Genomic DNA, 16416 nt, shown 5'->3' with positions numbered 1-16416 from the left:
TGCCCACTCCCCAACCTGGCGCTATTGCGGCCGCGGCGCGGCGCCATCGATGCTGCGCTGCCCCACGATCATCGGCAGGATTTCGTCGCGGGTGCCGATGGCCTGCACGGCGCCGTCCTTGATCATCATGATCTTGTCGACACTGCGCAGCAGGGACGGCCGTTGCGTCACGGCGACCACGGTCATGCCGCGCGTCTTGGCCCGCTCGAAGGCGCGGGCGAGAGCCGCCTCGCCCAGCACGTCGAGATTGGAATTCGGCTCGTCCAGCACAACCAGCCGCGGATTGCCGTAGAAGGCCCGCGCGAGGCCGAGCCGCTGCTTCTGCCCGCCCGAGAGCGGAGCGCCATCGATGCCGATCTGCGTCTCGTAGCCGTGGGCGAACTGCGCGATCATCTCGTGGATATCGGCGATCTCGGCCGCCTCGAAGACATCGGCGTCCGACGCGTCCTCCCGCATACGGGCGATATTGGCCTTGATCGAGGCCGGGAAGAGCTGAACATCCTGCGGGAGATAGCCGACATTCTCGCCGAACTGACGCGGATCCCAGTTGCGCTGCTCCATCCGGTCAAGCCGCACCGTGCCGGCCGTCGGCGAGATCGAGCCGACGAGCATGCGCGCGAGCGTCGATTTCCCGCAGCCGGAGGCGCCGACGATTGCGAGCGAATCCCCCGGCTCGAGGCTGAAGCTGATGCCGTTCAGGATGACCTTCTTGTTCGGCGGCGGCACATAGAGGATGCGCTCGACGTCGAGGCGGCCTTTCGGGCTCGGCAGCTTCAGCCGGTCGAGATTGAGCGGCGAGGCCTGGAGCAGCGCCTTGACGCGCTGGAAGGCGGCGCGCGCGTGGATGAAGCTGCGCCAGCCCTCGATCGTGCCCTCCATCGGCGCCAGCGCGCGGCCGGCGACGACCGAGGAGGCGATGACCATGCCGCCGGTCAGTTGACCTTCGAGCGAGAGCATGGCGCCCCAGCCGAGCATCGCGACCTGCGTGCCCAGCCGGAAGAACTTGGAGGCGCCGGTCATCAGGATGTTGCGGTCCTGGGCGCTGACCTGGGCCTTTAGGGATTCAGCCGTCTCGCGGCCCCACATCAGCACGCCCTCCGGGATCATGCCCATCGCATTGATGACCTGCGCGTTGCGCGACATCGCCTCCGACTGGAGATTGGCGCGCGTCGAGAAGGCGCTGGAGCGCGCGAACGGCACGGCGGTGAACTGCTGGTTGAAATAGGCGATGACGAAGAGCACGACCGCCGCAATGGTGACGATGTAGCCAAGATGCGGATGGATCAGATAAACCGCCAGCAGGTAGATCGGGGCCGTCGGCGCATCGAGCATCGTCAGTATCACCGGGCCGGTCAGGAAGCTGCGGATCTGCTGGAGATCGGCCAGCGTCTGGAACTCGCGGTTGGAGCCGGTCTGGGCGGCTTTGGCCGCTGCCGCGAGCACGGGGCCGCCGAGCCGGCTTTCGACATCGACCGCCACCCGCATCAGCATGAAGCGGCGCACCATGTCGAGCAGAACATGCGCCCCGATCGCGACCATGACGATGAGCGACAGCATGATCAGCGTGTCCAGGCTGCGGCTGGTCAGCACGCGGTCCGACATCTGGAAGAGATAGATCGGGACGGCGAGCACCAAAGTATTCACCACGACCGAGAACACCGCCACGATCAGCAGGTTGTGCCGTGCTCCGGAAAGGCCCTGGCCGAGGACCTGCTTGAAATCCCGATCGCCGAGGCGCTGTTCGATCGGCGTGCCGTGGCCGGACCCGCCACCGCCGCCATGACCTCCGCCTCCGCCTTTGCCGCCGCGATCGCCGTCATGGGCAGTCTTCGGCGCCTCGGCATCCGCTTTCGGACGCAACGGAACGGGCTCGGGTAGCGGCTGACCATCGCCACGTGCATCGGCGCGCGGGGTGCCCGCTGCGGGAAACGGGGGCGAGGCGACAGGTGCCAGACCGATGCGGCTGTTGCTGTTGGCCGTAGCGTCGGGCGTCCCGCCCGCCAGGCCGATCGCCTGCGGCAAGCCGATCAGGCGGACCGGTGGCGACCCCGCCGAAGGCGGTCTGGCCGGCGGCAGTGCTTCGCTTTTTTCGCTCATGCCCTTCCCGTCCTGTTCTTTTGACGTCTCGTTGCTGCGCCTCAGGCCATGATGCTCGACGTCAGATGATCCTGCTGGAGATCGACGGTCTGCGCGGGCGGGCAATCGGGCTCCGGCTCCTGCACCGCGTGCTCGGCGAAGGCGACGAGTTCCGGCACCAGCGTGGTCGTGTCATGGATCGTAACCGTGTCGCTGTCGGTCACGATGTCGACCTGGATCAGCACCGCCTCTTCATAGGCCTCGCCACCCAGATAGTTGGAGGTCGAGAGGAGCCCGGGGTCGACGATATAGGCTTCGTTGAGCGCGCTGTTGCCACCTGCGGCAACCCCCTGCTCAGTGCCCGCGCTGGCACTGGCCTGGAGGCTCTGGTCGCCGTCGACCAGGAAGTTCACCTGCGTGACGACGTTGATGTCGTAGTAGTCGCCGGGCACGTAGAGGATCCTGAGCGTGCCCGAAGCACTGCCGTAGAGCTGCCAGTCGGCGTCGGGAATGAGGATGGTGGCCCCATCCGCGAGAAGCCCGAGGAGCTCGTGATGGGCGTCGAGCATCGGCTTGAACGCCGTCGCATCGTAGCTTTCGATGGTGGCCGCGTTGGTCAGGCTGTTGAAGCCTGTGGTGACGGTCGTGTCGTCCCCCTCCCCGCCCGTGCTGTAGAGCTTGGCGTAGTCGGGATCGAGCATGATGTTGTACTGGTAGATCCAGTCCGCGCGATGATAGTCGCCGCCGACGATGATGATGTCATAGTGGTCGGCACCAAAGATCTTGGTCAGATTGATCTGCTGGTTCTCGCCAGTGCCAAGATTGAAATAGGTGCCGGACTCCGCCTGGACCGTGCGGTCGTTGTCGTCGAGCCCGTTGAACTGGACGATCGACTTCACGTCGTAGAAGTCGCCGGGCATCACGTCGACGACCCAATGCGGAGTGGCCGCGGCCCCGCGAACCGCGATCGTCGATTCATGCGTGATGAATTCTGCGATGTTATGAATCTCGTTTCCCGCGGTCTTCACGATGGGAGAGAGATTGCCAGCGACGGCTATGTCGACATGATCGTTATCGGCCAGAATGTTCACCTGGACGATGCCGCGGCTGTAGAAATAATCGCCGCCGACCATCATGGAGCCGGTGGCCTCGTTGGCGTCGACGATTACGGCAGCGTTGATCTGCGTATTCAGGCCGGTTTCGGCCAGTGTCGCGACGCCTCCGGTCGGGCCGGTGAGATCCAGCTTCGCTTCATGGACGAGTTCGACCGGCGCCTCCCCCGGGCGCCAGGGCGCGATGTCGAGCAAAGTCGGCTGGTAAGGATCGGGAGCGCCGACGACCCCATCGACGATACGCCCTTCTGGCGCGGCGCCGGGCGGGCCGCCATCCGCATAGGGGCTCCCGGTCTGGACCCAGACGGCGTCACGACCCGAGATCATGGCGACGATATCCCCGGTCCCCGCCTGGAGCGCCGCCGTCATATCGGGAATGCCTATCGGGGCGACATCGTCGGCTTGTGCCAGGAGGGCGGCGAAATCACCGCCAAGCTGCAGCTCTTCGGGAACCACGAGGCTGCCATCGGCATGGCGGATCGCATCCGAGGTGATCAGATCGCGATCATCCGCGACGTTGCTTTGGCGAATCTGGATCTGGTTCTCGATACCGCCTTCCCGGTACTCGGCGGTGATGACGCGGGGCGTCGCGCGCAGGCCGATGCCATACCCCTCGGCATGGAAGACGACCGGCTTCAGCGGCAGCAGAACAGATGGCAGCGACCGGGCCAGGCCGGCGAGGCTCGCGGGCGACGAAGCATGGCCCAGGCTATCGTGCGCATTCGAAACCGACGCCTCATGGATCGGGGTCGGAATCGAGACGAGTTCGTCGAAGGCAAGGCCGCGCAGCGGCTCCGAGGCGGGATCGTAAAGCCCGGGCAATAGCGGCGGCGGCGGATCGCTCTCATAGAATTCCGGCGCGCGCGCCACGGAATCGGCGAGATGCAGATAACCGATGAAATGCCAGATGGTCTCGGTGATGCCGCCTGCCTGCATGGCACGATCCTCCGCTGCGTCCGGCTGGTGCCAGGCGGGAAAAGTCCAAACGCATGTCGCGCATGAGAAAAGGCATTCCAGAGCGAAAACCGCGCGGGACGAACCCGCGCGGTCCTCTGGATCGATCAGGACTTACAGGGAGTCGAGCGAGTCCCCGCTGCCCACCGTCAGGTCGATCGAGTTGAACTGGATGTTCGCGCCCTGCACGATCGACTGGGTAAAGGCTTCCTGGGAGAGGCTGACCGCCGCTGTGGCCGCGCCGGCGCCGCTGAAGTCGCCGTCATCGCCCGAGAGCGAACCGATATAGGCATCGGCCGTACCACCGGTCGCAGTCGCGGTCATCGAGAAGTCGCCGACCGAGTTCGCATCGGCGCCGCACGGATCGCAGCACGCATCGGCGAGACCGCCAGCGGTGTAGCTCACCGACGGGTTGTTCAGCGTATCGTTGTCGGTCAGGTTGTTGACCTGGTCGATGTTGAAGTTGTTGCCGCAATCGACAGTCTGGCTGACCACGTCCGGCATGATGATCGATTCCTCGATCCCGCAGATCGAATCGATGTCGATCGCGTCGGCATCCGCCGGCCTGCCCAGCGAGCCTTCAAGGTCGAGATCGACCTTCACATCAACGTTCACACAATTGTTGACGGCATTGTTGACCTCGTTTCCGAGGTAATTGTCATTGTAATTGACGTTGCCGTTCAGGTTGCCGTTGGCATTGAGATTGCCATTGCCGTTGAGATTGCCGTTGGCATTCCAGACGTCGGTTTCGACGGCCTGGCCAGCGTACTGGCCGGCATATTGCGCCTGACCCTGAGACTGACCCTGGCCTTGCCCTTGTCCTTGTCCCTGGCCTTGCCCCTGCAACTGGGCCTGAAGTTCGGCCTGCCCCTGAAGCTGGCCCTGACCCTGGGCCTGTGAGGGATCGTTATGCTTCGGCTGATGCTGCTGGCTACCCATGACACGCTCCTGTCCTTCAGGAGACATCGCGGCGTGCCGGTGATGCGCCTCTCTTCTGCGCTGCGCGTTCCGTCACAAACGATGTCGGTTAAATGAAAACGCCATGCATTCTCGGAATTCATCTCGCCGATGCAGCGAAACTTCCTTCCATTTCCGGGTTTCGAGCCCGGGCCAGTGGCGGACTTAAATCATTGGCTTCCCTCCCGACTGCTTGTTGCGGAACAATCATTCCGACTGAATCTTCGGCTCCCGCCTTTCCTCTGAAGCAATCAATCGAAATAAATGAAATAACTATAGAATTTAATGCACTTCATATGATTAATGCGGATTAATATATGAGAAAGACAAAATAATTACGCTTCGCAATCGCCATTGATTACGAATAAATCAGCCTAACAAATTCGCTATGTCGGAATCTAAGCTGGAACGCCTTCTTCGATTTTGTTTCCCTCGAAGGCAATCCGTTGCTATAAAGAGCCATGACGTAGCGAATGCGTCAACGTGTCGAATGACTACCCTGCGTTAACCGTTTGTTGATTTTTACCGACCCAGTGATCGCTTCACTGCTGCACGTCGGAGGCTGGCAATGACGTATGCCGTCCGCCTGCACGACGAACGAGCCGCCTTCCTTTCGCTGGAGGCGTTGATCTGGCGCGATGGTCCGGTTTGCCCCCATTGCGGGGAAAGCTCCCGTCTTGGCCGACTGAGCGGATCGAGTTGCTCGATCGGGACCTGGAAATGCTATGCCTGCCGCAAGCCCTTCACGGTTCGGCACGGCACGATTTTCCAGAACAGCCATGTCCCTATGCATGTCTGGCTGCAGGGCCTCTACCTCCTGATGTCGAGCGGTCATCGCCTGAGTTCGCAGAAGCTCGGGCAGATCCTCGGCATTTCCGTCCGGACGGCCTGGCATCTGAAGGGCAAGATCGCGGCGGCGCTGACCGCGAGAGAAAGCTCTTCCGGCGTTCCGCCGGCGGACACCTGGCCGCCGCTCGATATCCGTCGCCCCCTGCCGGAAGCGGCAGCGCCTCCACAGCCGGGACAGGCGATCTACCGGGCACGCTATGAGCGCTTCCTCAACGCTCTCGACAATCTCGCCTCACCATGCAGCGACGCCGTATTCTTCGACGCGCTGAACCGATTGCTGGCGTTTTCGGCAAGTCGGCCGGGCCCGCGCTTCGAGGCATCCGGTGAGCAGCAGCTCCAATTGAGCCTGTTCGATGACCCCGAACTGCAGATGGGTTGTTGCGGGCAAAACGATGCCCGGTTCTAGCCCGTCCGAGCGACAGCGGCCCCGGTCGCGCACGGCCACGCCTTCAGGGCCCCGAGCGCCTGCCCTGTCCAAACGCAAGCAGATGGCCGACATGCTCCTCCCACAGCAGGGTCAGCGCCGCATCGTCTGCTTCGTTCCCGTCCGGACCGCCGACGCGAACCGACATCGCCTCGAGAAACGCCGCCGCACCGCCGACGCCGGCAACGAAAGCCGGATCGCCCCGGCTGCTCCACAGGCAGATCTCCTCCCCGATCAGTTCGGGTCCGATGCCAGTCACGGCGTTCAGAACATCGGCCTGCACGGCCGCGAGCGCATGGCTGCGCATCCGACCGCAATCGCGCTGCGCGACCAGCGTGACGAGTGTCGCGAGGAAGCCGATGATCTGAGGATGGAGCCAGTCGCCCGCCTGCAGGCCGTCGCTGCTGCCCGGAGCCCCACGCAGAAAGGGTTCGAGCGTGGCGTGAGCCAGCCGCCGCGCCCTGCGGATCCTGAGCAGTTCGAACATGGCGTCCCCACCCGATCCGAAATCTCTCCTTGAAGGGGGTGCTGATGCGCAGGCCCGCGAAGGGATCATCGGTCCTGCCGCCCCGCCCGGATTTCGACGCGCTGAACATCGTTTCCGCGCGACGCTCCTCCACACGCAGGCTAGCCTTCATGAACCTGGCAGGCGACCTGAATCTTGCGTGGTCCAACGACGAGAGCCTGTTCATCTACCTGCTGATGCTGCTGCTCCGCACGGACGAACGCGCTGCGGCCATCGTCTTCGCCACGCTGAACACGACGCGGGCGCGGCTCGATCTGGTGCAGCGTCTCGCCAAGATCGCACCGCTCGGCAAGGCGGTCCGCAGCGAAATCAACGACATCGTCGAACGCTTCTCGGCCGCGACGCGCCTGCGCAACGATCTCAGCCACGCGACCTTCGTCATCGATGCCGATGGCGAGATCACTCATACCCAGCACATGAAGGTGGAGGAGAGCCGCGGCAACCTGCGCTTCGGCCTGCGCAAACCCGTCGACGACAACCGGCTGGAGGAGATTTCCCGGACGATACAGGACCTCCACGCGCTGAACCGCCGGATCTGGGACCTGATGCCCGTACTGGAGGCGGCCATGGACGGGCCAGAAAAATAGACCGGGAGGCGCCGGGATAGCAACGTCCCGGCGCCTCCCGCGACCTCATGTGCGAGCGAGCGCCGCCTCGACACTCGCGGCCATTGCCAGCAAGGCCCGGTCGGCGCCGCGCCGGCCGATCAGCATCATCCCGACCGGCAGCGCGCCTGCCGGAACCGGCAAAGGCAGCGAGAGCGAGGGCGTGTCGAGCAGATTGCCGACGCGCGGATTGCGCAGCACGAGGCCATTGGCCTGGTGGAAGCCGGCATCGTCGGCGACGGATGCCAGCAGCGGCGCCCGGATCGGCGTGGTCGGCAGGAGATAGACCGTATCGTCCGTCATCGCCGCTGCGAAGGCCGCGACTGCCGCCGCCCGCCGGCGCTGCATGCGGACATAATCGACCCCGAGGATGCCGGCGCCCAGTTCGATGCGGGCCCGCGTCTTGGGATCTACCTCGTCGAGGCCGGTCACGCCGAGATCGCGCAAGGTCGCACCCAGTTCGATCGACGGGAAGCCGCCGATCTTGTCGAGCGCCGCGACTGCATCGAGATGCGGGTCGAGCGAACCGTCCACGACGCTGAGGCCGGCACGCCGCAGCCGCTCCAGCCCCGCTTCGAACGCCTCGACGACCTCAGTCTCCATCGCATCGAACAGGCGCCCGCGCGCGACCACGAAGCGGGCCTGCGGCCGCGGCTCCAGCGGGGCCTGTGCCTCCCCGGCAAGAACGGTGTCGGTGACGGCGCAATCGGCGACGCTGCCGGCAATCGGGCCGACCGTGTCGAGCGTGCTGGAGAGGGAGAAGGCGCCAGAGGTCGGAACACGCCCGGAGGTCGGCTTGAAGCCGACCGCGCCGGTCAGGGCCGCGGGAATACGGATCGAGCCACCGGTATCGCTGCCGATCGCGATCTCGGCCATGCCATCGACCACAGAAACCACGGCCCCCGAGGACGAGCCCCCAGGCGCCCGGCTGCGATCATGCGGATTGCCGGCGACCGGATCGTGGGAATTGGTGCCGAGTGCCGAGAAGGCGAACTCCGTCATCTGCGTCTTGCCGACGATGACGGCCCCGGCAGCGCGCAGACGCTGCACGATCGGAGCATCGGCAGCGGCCGGCGGCTGGCGGCGCAGGACAGCCGCTCCGGCGCGCGTGGTCTCGCCCGCCACGTCGAACAGGTCCTTGATCGAGACGATGCGCCCGTCCAGCGGCCCCAGAGGCTTTCCGGCGGCGGCCCGAGCGTCCGAAGCTGCGGCTTCGCGTCGCGCCGAGGCTTCATAGAGCGCCGTGAACACCTTCCCGCCTTCGAGCCTGGGATCGTGGATCCGGGCGAACGCCTTCTCGAGGCGTTCAGCGGCGGACGGGCGAAAACTTTCGGTCATCGGAGCACCTTTTCGAGCAAAGGGGTCCGCATTATCCGGCAAAGGTCGGACGCAGCGGGGAATCGTGGCGAGCGTATCCGTTGGGAGCGCGCCGTAAATGGCCGCCGATGACAGGGAGGCAATGCACGATCGCCAGGGCGGCGGCGGCCACCTCTGCCATGTCGCGGCAAACCGCAGTGTGGCTGCATGTTCCCATGGCGCCACCCGCACAGTAGAAGGGATGCGTGACGCCATCCCCCACAGCGCCTCGCCGCCATGCGCCATGATGATGCGCGGTTGCGCTCTCCCCACCGTATCTGAAAGGCTGAATCATGTCCCAGTGGAGCGATTTCAAGCGCGACGCGATCTTCGTCGGCGGGCGCTGGCTGGACAAGGCCTCGGGCGGCACGATCGACGTCACCGACCCGGCGACCGGCCAATCGATCGGAACGGTTCCCTCGGCCGGGATCGAGGAGACACGCGCCGCGATCGAGGCCGCGCATGCCGCCTTCCCGGCCTGGGCCGCCAAGACCGCGCAGGAGCGCGCGGTGCTGCTGCGCAAGCTCGCCGACGAAATCCTGAAGCACCAGGACGCACTCGCCGAGCTCCTGACCCGCGAGCAGGGCAAGCCGCTGGCCGAAGCCAAGGGCGAGGTCGGCATGAGCGCGGCCTATGTGCTGTGGTTCGCCGAGGAGGCGCGGCGCGTCTATGGCGACGTCATCCCCTCGCCCTGGGCCGACCGGCGCATCATCGTGACCAAGCAGCCGCTCGGCGTGGTCGGCGCGATCACGCCCTGGAACTTCCCCTCCTCGATGCTGGCCCGCAAGATCGGCCCGGCGCTGGCCGCCGGCTGCACCGTCGTCGCCAAGCCCGCTTCGCAGACCCCCTATTCAGCGCTGGCCTGGGGCATCCTTGCCGAGAAGGCCGGCATTCCGGCCGGCGTCGTCAATGTCGTGACGGGTGACGCCCGCACCGTCGGCGGCGAGCTCACCGGCAATCCGCTGGTTCGCAAGATCACCTTCACCGGCTCGACCCCGGTCGGCAAGGTGCTGCTGAAGCAGGCAGCCGAGACGGTGAAGAAGGTCTCGATGGAGCTCGGCGGCAACGCGCCCTTCATCATCTTCGACGATGCCGATCTCGACCGCGCGGTCGAAGGGGCGATCGCCGCCAAGTTCCGCAATTCCGGACAGACCTGCGTCTGCACCAACCGCTTCTACGCGCAGGCCGGCATCTACGACGCCTTCGTCGAGAAGCTGGCGGCCGCGACCCGCAAGCTCAAGCTGGGCTCCGGTCTCGAGGCCGGCGTGACGCAAGGCCCGCTGATCGACGAGAAGGCGCTCGCCAAGGTCGAGGAGATGGTGGCCGACGCCAAGGCCAAGGGCGGCACCGTCGCGACCGGCGGCAAGCGCTCGGAGCTGGGCCTCAGCTTCTACGAGCCGACCGTGATCGCCGGCGCGACCGGCGCCATGCAGTTCGCGCGCGAGGAGATCTTCGGGCCGGTCGCCCCGGTCTTCCGCTTCGAGACCGAGGAAGAGGCGCTGCGCCTCGCCAACGACACCGAATACGGGCTCGCCTGCTATTTCTACACGCGCGACCTCGGCCGCACCTTCCGCGTCTCGGAGGCGCTGCAATACGGCATCGTCGGCGTGAACGAGGGCCTCGTGACCACCGAGGTCGCGCCCTTCGGCGGCGTCAAGGAATCCGGCCTCGGCTCGGAAGGCTCGAAATACGGCCTGCAGGACTATCTCGACGTGAAGTACACCTGCATCGGCGGGATCGGCGCCGGGGCCACGGCGTAACCGGCTCCGCTTCCATGACACGCGACATCGCAGCGCGGCGGCACAACGCCATCCTGGCGAAACTCGACGAGACGGGCTCCGTCACGGTGGAGGAGCTGGCGCAGGCGCTCGATGTCTCGCGCGAGACGGTGAGGCGCGATCTCAAGGCCCTGTCGGCTGGCAGCCTGCTCTCGATCGTCCATGGCGGGGCCATCCGCAACGAGCGCTCGGAAGCTTCCTTCGCCAGCCGTCGCAACGTGAACCGCGCCGGCAAGGAGAGGATCGCCGATCTCGCCGTCTCGCTGCTCGGCGACGGCATGACCGTCCTGCTCGATTCCGGCACGACGACCGAGGCCTTGGCACGCGCCCTGGCCCGATCGGACCGCAAGCGCCTGATCGTGCACACGACCTCGCTGGAGAATGCCCGGCTCGTCAGCCGGCTGGCCGGCGCCCGCGTCCTCCTGATCGGCGGCGAGTTCGATCGCAACGAGGATGCGACCACCGGCCCGGAGACGCTGCGCGCAATCGCGCGGCTCTCGGCCGATTTCGCCTTCGTCAGCGTCGGCGGCGTCGATCCGGACGGGCACCTCACCGACTATACCCGCGCCGGCGCCGCAACCCGAACCGCGCTGCTGAACGCGGCAGAGCAGGGCTTCCTGATGGCCGACAGCGGCAAGTTCGGACTCGTTCTGCCGAGCCGCATCGGCGGGGACCGGCCTTGCGCCGGGCTTCTGGTCGACGTGGCTCCCCCCGCCCCGCTCGCAGCGAAACTGGCCACGCAAGGGGTCCGGATTCGCGCTGGCTGATTTGACTGTTTTTGTGGTTTTTTGTTGTTTTCTGGAGATGACCGGCTAAGCTTCCTTCCATCGCGGAGGCGCTCATGTCCATTCCCACCCAATCCCGTGTCGTCATCATCGGCGGCGGCATCATCGGCTGCTCGGTCGCCTATCACCTGACCAAGCTCGGCTGGCGTGACGTGCTGCTGCTGGAACAGGGGCGCCTCTCCTCCGGCACCACCTGGCATGCGGCGGGCCTTGTGGGGCAATTGCGCAGCCAGTCCAGCATTACGCGGTTGATCCGCTACTCGACGGAGCTCTACGCCTCGCTGGAGAACGAAACCGGGCTCGCCACCGGCTGGAAGCGCTGCGGTTCGGTCTCGGTCGCGCGTACTGAGGAGCGGATGACGCAGCTCCGCCGGACGATCTCGGCTGCGCGTGCACAGGGTGTCGAGATCGAGGAGCTGAGCCCACAGGAAGCCGGCGACAAATGGCCGGTGATGCGCACCGACGACCTCGTCGGCGGCGTCTGGCTGCCCGGCGACGGCAAGGCCAACCCTTCCGACATCACGCAGGCCCTGGCACGCGGCGCCCGCAGCGGCGGCGCGACCGTGCGCGAAGGCATCCGCGTCACCGGGATCGAAACGGAGAAGGGCCGGGTCAAGGCGGTCCAGACCGACCAGGGCCGGATCGAATGCGAGGTGCTGGTCATCTGCGCCGGTCAATGGTCGCGCACCATCGGCCAGATGTGCGGCGTCTCGGTGCCGTTGCATTCGGCCGAGCATATGTACATCGTCACCGGCAAGATCGCAGGTGTCTCACCCGACCTGCCGGTGATGCGCGACCCCGACGGCTATATCTACTTCAAGGAGGAGGTCGGCGGGCTCGTCATGGGCGGCTTCGAGCCGGACGCAAAACCCTGGGGCATGGACGGCATCCCCTACCCGTTCGAGTTCCAGCTCCTGCCCGACGACTGGGACCAGTTCGGCATCCTGATGGAGAACGCGCTGCAGCGCGTGCCCGCGCTGGAGACGGCCGAGATCAAGACCTTCCTCAACGGCCCCGAGAGCTTCACGCCGGACAACAACTTCCTGCTCGGCGAGGCGCCGGAGGTGGGAGGCGTCTATGTCGGCGCCGGCTTCAACTCGATGGGCATCGCCTCGGCCGGCGGCGCCGGACGGGCGCTGGCCGAATGGATTGTCGAGGGCGAGGCGACCAGCGATCTCTGGCCCGTCGACATCCGGCGCTTCGCCGATTTCAACAACAACCCGGCCTGGCTGAAGGATCGCATCAAGGAAACGCTCGGCCTGCATTATGCCATGCCGTGGCCGAACCGCGAGCTCGACACCGCCCGCCCCTTCCGGCGCTCGCCGCTCTATGACCGGCTGGCGGCAAAGGGCGCCGTCTTCGGCTCGAAAATGGGCTGGGAGCGCGCGAATTATTTCGCCCGCTCCCAGGGCGAGCGCACGATCGGCTATTCCTTCGGCCCGCAGAACTGGCTCGAAACCGTCGCAGCTGAACATCGCGCCTGCCGCGAGGCTGCCGGCCTCGTCGACATGTCGAGCTTCGCCAAGTTCCTGCTTCAGGGCCCGCAGGCCGAGGCTGCCCTGCAGCGCCTCGCCGCAAACGATGTCGCCGTGCCGGTCGGCACCTCCGTTTACACGGCGCTGCTCAATGCGCGCGGCACCTTCGAGAGCGATCTCACCGCCGCCCGGATTGCGCCAGATACCTACCTCCTGCTCACCGGCACGGCGCAGGCGACGCGCGACGCGCACTGGATCCGGCGTCAACTCCCAGAAAGCGTGACGCTGACGGACGTGACCTCGTCCTATGCCGTGCTCTCGCTGGCCGGGCCGAAGGTCCCCGAGCTTCTGGCCCGCCTCTCGCCGACCTCCTTCGAGCTGGCGGACTTCCCGGCCAACGCGATCCGCAAGATCACGATCGGCTATGCCACGACCTGGGCCTGCCGCCGCTCCTATCTCGGTGATGGGTTCGAGCTCTATGCCCCCGTCGAGTTCACCGCCGCGATCTACGATGCGCTGCACGAGGCCGGGGCCGATCTCGGGATGGTCGATGTCGGCTATTACGCCGTCGACTCACTGCGCATCGAGAAGGGCTTCCGTGCCTGGGGCCGCGAGCTGACGCCGGACGTCAATCCCTACGAGGCCGGGCTCGGCTTCGCGGTGAAACTCGACAAGGGCGATTTCCTTGGCCGCGAGGCGCTCGTCGCCGCCAAGGCCGCGCCGCGCATGAAACGGCTGATCGCTCTTGTCGGGCCACGCCCGAACGGGCAAATGGCCTGGGGCGGCGAAGCGATCCTGGCTGATGGCAAGCCGGTCGGCGAGATCACCTCGGCCGCTTTCGGCGCAAGTCTCGATGGCATCGTGGCGCTGGGCTGGGCCTCGAGCGACCAGCCGATCGACCAGGCCTGGCTCGATGCCCGAAGCTGGACGATCGACCTTGCCGGCACCAGCGTTCCGGTCAGTGCCAGCCTCGCGGCTCCGCTCGACCGCAAGAGCGTCAAGTCCTGACGCTCTGCTGAACCAGCTCAGGCCAACGCGACATTCCGCGTCTGCGCCCGCAGGCGCGGGTCCTGCGAGCGGATTTGCACCGGCCTGCCGTCCAGAATCTCAAAGCAGCGCGCCAGCGTGTCGTCCGAAAGCCGCCGCATCGCTTCCACCGTGAAGAAGGTCAGGTGCGGGAACAGGATGACGTCGTTGCGGCCGAACAGGGGGCTAAGCGGATGCCCGTATCGGGCGAGCGGCTCCTGGCTGTAGACATCGAGCCCGACGCCTCCGAGCTTGCCCGCCAGCACCGCCTCGACCAGCGCGGCCTCGTCGATCAGCGCGCCGCGCGAGACGTTCACGAGGATGGCATTTCGGTTGAGGCAGGCTAACTCCGCCCGGCCGATGACATGGCGGGTCGCGTCGTTCAGGACGCTGTGCAGCGAGACCAGATCGCATTGCCTGAGCATCGCATGGAGGTCGTCGACCTTCTCGATCCCGGCGGCAGCCATCGTCTTAGCATCGACATGCGGATCATAGCCGAGGATCCGCGCGCGGAATCCCTGCCCCGCCATCCGTGCCATGCTGCGGCCGATCTTGCCCGTACCGACCAGGCCCAGCGTCGCGCCGGCGATGTCGCGGCCGATCCAGTGCTGTGCCGGCCAGATCCAGCCCTTGCCTTCCATCGTCCGGCCGATCTCGGGCATACGCTTCGCCAGCGCGATCATCAGGGCGAAGGCGCCTTCCGCGACCGTCTGCTCGGCGTATTCGGGCACATTGACCACAGGGATGCCGCGCGCAATCGCAGCGGGAATATCGATCGCGTCGATGCCGACGCCGTATTTGACGATGCCTTTGAGCTTGGGCGCCGCCGCGATCACGCGCGCCGTGACCGGCTGGTAGCACATCAGCAGCAGGTCGGCGTCGGCGACCTCCCGCATCAGCGCCTCCTCGGAAATTCCATCGGGGAGCGTGACGAGTTCGACGCCGCGGGCGCGCAGCCCTGCGTCGATCTCCGGGCATTCCAGCTCCCGGTCTGTACGGACGGCCTTCATCATCGCCCCCTCAGCCAGCCAGGATTGCCTGCTCGACGATGGCGAGTGCCCGTTCGAGATCGGCCCGCGCGATCATCATCGGCGGCGACAGAGTCAGCACATTGCCCTGGCTGATCTTGAAGCTGAGCCCCGCTTCGAGGCAGCGGTAATAGACCCGCTCGGCCAAGGCATTGTCCGGCGTCCAGGCATCGCGATCCGAAACAAGCTCGATCCCGAAGAGAAGGCCGCGGCCGCGCACATCGCCGACGGCCGGGCAACTCGCGCCGAAATTTCGCAGGCGCTCTATCGCATAGGCCCCGAGTTCGGCGGCGCGCTCGGTCAGCCCCTCCTCGCGGATGATGTTGATCGTGGTCAGCGCCGCGCGGGTCGTGACCGGGTTCTTCTCATGAGTGTAGTGGCCGATCGCGTAGCCGCCGGCGACATCGAGATCGCGCCGCGCCACCACCGCCGCGATCGGCAGGATGCCGCCGCCCAGCGCCTTGCCCAGCACCACCATGTCGGGCTGCACCTCGTCATGCTCATGGGCGAAGAAGCGCCCGGTCTTGCCGAGACCGGTCGGGATCTCGTCGAAGATCAAGAGCGTACCGTGCCGGTCGCAGGCCTCGCGCACGCTCTTCCAGAAGCCGGGTGCCGGCGGGTATGGCGTCGCGCGCATAGGCTCGGCGACGACGGCCGCGACATCCCCTTCACGCGCCAGCACATAGGCGATCATGCGGGCGCAGGCGCGGGCCGAATCCTCCAGATTGTCACGGCCATAGGCGCAGTTGCGGGTGCCCCAGGGCGCGACATGCTCGGCGCCCGGCAGCAGAGGGCCGGCTATGCCGGAACGAAAGGTGGCCTCGCCGCCGATGCTGGAAGCACCGAAGCCGGCGCCATGGAAGGCATCCCAGAACGACAGCGTCTTGAAGCGGCCGGTCGCGGCGCGGGCGAGCCTGAGCGCCACCTCGATCGCATCCGAGCCGCCGGTGGTGAAAAGCACCTTGCCGAGATCGCCCGGCGCCATCCGCGCGAGCGCCTCGGCCAGCTCGACCGCCGGCTCGCAGGTGAAGCGGCGCGGCGCGAAGCAGAGATCGTCGAGTTGCGCCTTGATCGCCTCCTTCAGGCGCGGGTGACCATAGCCGATATGGTGGACGCTGTTGCCATGGAAATCCATGTAACGGCGCCCCATCGTGTCCTCGATCCAGATGCCCTCCGCCTTGGCGATCGCAGTCAGGCAGGGGCTCGACAGGCTCTGGTGCAGGAAGGCGGCGGAGTCGCGCGCGAGCAGTTCGCGCGTTCCGGCGTCGCCGATTCCCGCCGACCAGTCGCTGCGTGCCGCGGAGGTGTTGGATTCGCCTTCGGTATGGACGATGGCGGCGGTTTCGGCGCGCATGACAAGGCCTCGGTTTGCGCCGGACAGGCGCTTCGAGTTTCAGAATGCCCGCGCCTTCTCGATCTGAAAAATCGCTATTTCATATCCAAGTATAAATTTTGGCGATATCAA

General features: G+C 66.1%; 12 protein-coding genes. 5 read left to right on the top strand and 7 right to left on the bottom strand.

Annotation, left to right across the window (positions count from 1 at the left end; all coding sequences use genetic code 11):
• Positions 1 to 21: 21 nt before the first annotated feature.
• The 3 genes from J0I42_RS15755 to J0I42_RS15745 form a co-directional block, all read right to left on the bottom strand.
• Positions 22 to 2097 carry a type I secretion system permease/ATPase gene (locus J0I42_RS15755; RefSeq protein WP_291656077.1) on the bottom strand — a complete coding sequence of 692 codons (2076 nt, stop codon included), beginning with the start codon at positions 2095 to 2097 and terminating at the stop codon, positions 22 to 24.
• 41 nt (positions 2098 to 2138) lie between these two features.
• Positions 2139 to 4124 (bottom strand): hypothetical protein, encoded by a 1986-nt coding sequence (locus tag J0I42_RS15750; RefSeq protein WP_291656075.1) that lies wholly within the window; start codon positions 4122 to 4124, stop codon positions 2139 to 2141.
• A gap of 132 nt (positions 4125 to 4256) precedes the next feature.
• Positions 4257 to 5081, bottom strand: coding sequence for a hypothetical protein (locus tag J0I42_RS15745; RefSeq protein ID WP_291656074.1), 825 nt, complete (start codon positions 5079 to 5081; stop codon positions 4257 to 4259).
• 586 nt (positions 5082 to 5667) lie between these two features.
• On the opposite strand from J0I42_RS15745, the gene J0I42_RS15740 reads away from it, so the two are divergent.
• The gene (locus J0I42_RS15740; RefSeq protein WP_291656073.1) at positions 5668 to 6354 is read left to right on the top strand and encodes a transposase; all 687 of its coding nucleotides are present in this window, start codon (positions 5668 to 5670) and stop codon (positions 6352 to 6354) included.
• Positions 6355 to 6397: 43 nt separating this feature from the next.
• Here the strand turns inward: J0I42_RS15740 and J0I42_RS15735 are convergent, their stop codons facing one another.
• Complete coding sequence (locus tag J0I42_RS15735; protein ID WP_291656072.1) at positions 6398 to 6859, bottom strand: hypothetical protein; 462 nt, start codon at positions 6857 to 6859, stop codon at positions 6398 to 6400.
• A 149-nt stretch (positions 6860 to 7008) separates the two neighbouring features.
• On the opposite strand from J0I42_RS15735, the gene J0I42_RS15730 reads away from it, so the two are divergent.
• A complete protein-coding gene (locus tag J0I42_RS15730; protein ID WP_291656071.1) occupies positions 7009 to 7485 on the top strand; it encodes a hypothetical protein in 477 nt (158 codons plus the stop codon).
• 45 nt (positions 7486 to 7530) lie between these two features.
• Here J0I42_RS15730 and J0I42_RS15725 read toward each other — a convergent pair whose 3' ends face one another.
• Positions 7531 to 8841, bottom strand: a complete 1311-nt coding sequence (locus J0I42_RS15725; protein WP_291656069.1) for an amidase family protein — start codon at positions 8839 to 8841, stop codon at positions 7531 to 7533.
• Between the two features lie 311 nt (positions 8842 to 9152).
• On the opposite strand from J0I42_RS15725, the gene J0I42_RS15720 reads away from it, so the two are divergent.
• The 3 genes from J0I42_RS15720 (at position 9153) to J0I42_RS15710 (ending at position 13905) form a co-directional block, all read left to right on the top strand.
• A complete protein-coding gene (locus J0I42_RS15720) occupies positions 9153 to 10619 on the top strand; it encodes an NAD-dependent succinate-semialdehyde dehydrogenase (RefSeq protein ID WP_291656067.1) in 1467 nt (488 codons plus the stop codon).
• Positions 10620 to 10633: 14 nt separating this feature from the next.
• A complete protein-coding gene (locus J0I42_RS15715; RefSeq protein ID WP_291656066.1) occupies positions 10634 to 11404 on the top strand; it encodes a DeoR/GlpR family DNA-binding transcription regulator in 771 nt (256 codons plus the stop codon).
• A 74-nt stretch (positions 11405 to 11478) separates the two neighbouring features.
• On the top strand, positions 11479 to 13905 hold the full coding sequence (locus tag J0I42_RS15710; protein WP_291656065.1) for a GcvT family protein: 2427 nt from the start codon (positions 11479 to 11481) through the stop codon (positions 13903 to 13905).
• A gap of 17 nt (positions 13906 to 13922) precedes the next feature.
• On the opposite strand, the gene J0I42_RS15705 is transcribed toward J0I42_RS15710, so the two are convergent.
• Together J0I42_RS15705 and pbfA are read right to left on the bottom strand one after the other, a co-directional pair.
• Entirely contained in the window at positions 13923 to 14936 is a 1014-nt protein-coding gene (locus J0I42_RS15705; RefSeq protein WP_291656064.1) for an NAD(P)-dependent oxidoreductase, read from the bottom strand.
• Positions 14937 to 14943: 7 nt separating this feature from the next.
• A complete protein-coding gene (gene pbfA, locus J0I42_RS15700) occupies positions 14944 to 16305 on the bottom strand; it encodes a (R)-1-hydroxy-2-aminoethylphosphonate ammonia-lyase (protein ID WP_291656063.1) in 1362 nt (453 codons plus the stop codon).
• Positions 16306 to 16416 lie beyond the last annotated feature (111 nt).

This window comes from Allobosea sp., assembly GCF_017308015.1.
In the GTDB taxonomy this organism is placed as follows: domain Bacteria; phylum Pseudomonadota; class Alphaproteobacteria; order Rhizobiales; family Beijerinckiaceae; genus Allobosea.
This window is presented reverse-complemented; position numbering and strand designations above follow the sequence as displayed.

Coding starts and splice junctions, on each gene's coding strand:
- J0I42_RS15755 (WP_291656077.1), bottom strand. CDS start 2,097: ATGAGCGAAAAAAGCGAAGCACTGCCGCCGGCCAGACCGCCTTCGGCG.
- J0I42_RS15750 (WP_291656075.1), bottom strand. CDS start 4,124: ATGCAGGCAGGCGGCATCACCGAGACCATCTGGCATTTCATCGGTTAT.
- J0I42_RS15745 (WP_291656074.1), bottom strand. CDS start 5,081: ATGGGTAGCCAGCAGCATCAGCCGAAGCATAACGATCCCTCACAGGCC.
- J0I42_RS15740 (WP_291656073.1), top strand. CDS start 5,668: ATGACGTATGCCGTCCGCCTGCACGACGAACGAGCCGCCTTCCTTTCG.
- J0I42_RS15735 (WP_291656072.1), bottom strand. CDS start 6,859: ATGTTCGAACTGCTCAGGATCCGCAGGGCGCGGCGGCTGGCTCACGCC.
- J0I42_RS15730 (WP_291656071.1), top strand. CDS start 7,009: ATGAACCTGGCAGGCGACCTGAATCTTGCGTGGTCCAACGACGAGAGC.
- J0I42_RS15725 (WP_291656069.1), bottom strand. CDS start 8,841: ATGACCGAAAGTTTTCGCCCGTCCGCCGCTGAACGCCTCGAGAAGGCG.
- J0I42_RS15720 (WP_291656067.1), top strand. CDS start 9,153: ATGTCCCAGTGGAGCGATTTCAAGCGCGACGCGATCTTCGTCGGCGGG.
- J0I42_RS15715 (WP_291656066.1), top strand. CDS start 10,634: ATGACACGCGACATCGCAGCGCGGCGGCACAACGCCATCCTGGCGAAA.
- J0I42_RS15710 (WP_291656065.1), top strand. CDS start 11,479: ATGTCCATTCCCACCCAATCCCGTGTCGTCATCATCGGCGGCGGCATC.
- J0I42_RS15705 (WP_291656064.1), bottom strand. CDS start 14,936: ATGATGAAGGCCGTCCGTACAGACCGGGAGCTGGAATGCCCGGAGATC.
- pbfA (WP_291656063.1), bottom strand. CDS start 16,305: ATGCGCGCCGAAACCGCCGCCATCGTCCATACCGAAGGCGAATCCAAC.